At 59.0% G+C, this 986-nt stretch carries 1 protein-coding gene; it reads left to right on the top strand.

Annotated features, from left to right (window positions below; genetic code table 11):
• On the top strand, positions 1 to 986 hold a 986-nt coding region (gene fbaA / locus GBB18_RS10590; RefSeq protein ID WP_151641642.1), incomplete at its 3' end, for a class II fructose-bisphosphate aldolase.

Below are 986 nucleotides of genomic sequence, written 5' to 3'. Positions count from 1 at the left end.
ATGCCAATTGCAACCCCCGAGGTCTATAACGAGATGCTGACTAAGGCTAAGGAGGGCGGTTTCGCCTATCCGGCCATCAACTGCACCTCTTCCGAGACCATCAACGCCGCGCTCAAGGGCTTCGCTGATGCCGAGTCTGATGGCATCATCCAGTTCTCCACTGGCGGCGCTGAGTTCGGTTCCGGCCTTAACGTGAAGAACAAGGTTGCTGGCGCGTGCGCACTGGCCGCTTTCGCGCACGAGGCAGCCAAGCACTACGGCATCAACGTTGCCCTGCACACCGATCACTGCCAGAAGGAAGTTCTGGACGAGTACGTGCGTCCGCTGATCGCGATCTCTCAGGAGCGCGTGGATCGCGGTGAGTTGCCGCTGTTCCAGTCTCACATGTGGGATGGTTCGGCTGTGCCGATCGACGAGAACCTTGAGATCGCCCAGGAGCTGCTGGAAAAGGCTCGCAAGGCCAATATCGTTCTCGAGGTAGAGATCGGTGTCGTCGGCGGCGAGGAAGACGGCGTGGAGGCCAAGGCTGGCGCTAACCTCTACACCTCTGAGGAAGACTTCGCTAAGACCATTGATGCTCTCGGTACCGGCGAGAACGGCCGCTACCTGCTGGCCGCTACCTTCGGTAACGTTCACGGCGTGTACAAGCCGGGCAACGTCAAGCTGCGCCCCGAGGTTCTGGATATGGGCCAGAAGGTGGCAGAGAAGAAGCTCGGCCTTGATGCCGGCTCTAACCCCTTCGATTTCGTTTTCCATGGTGGCTCCGGCTCTGAGAAGGAAAAGATCGAGGAGTCCCTGCGTTACGGCGTGATCAAGATGAACGTGGACACCGATACCCAGTACGCGTTCACTAACCCGGTCGCCCGCCACATGTTCGCTAACTACGATGGCGTGTTCAAGATCGACGGCGAGGTCGGCAACAAGAAGGTCTACGATCCCCGCTCCTACATGAAAAAGGCTGAGACCGGCATGGCCGAGCGCATCGT

Origin of the sequence: Corynebacterium sp. 11A (genome assembly GCF_008930935.1) — a bacterium.
Classification (GTDB): domain Bacteria; phylum Actinomycetota; class Actinomycetes; order Mycobacteriales; family Mycobacteriaceae; genus Corynebacterium; species Corynebacterium megadyptis.
This window is presented reverse-complemented; position numbering and strand designations above follow the sequence as displayed.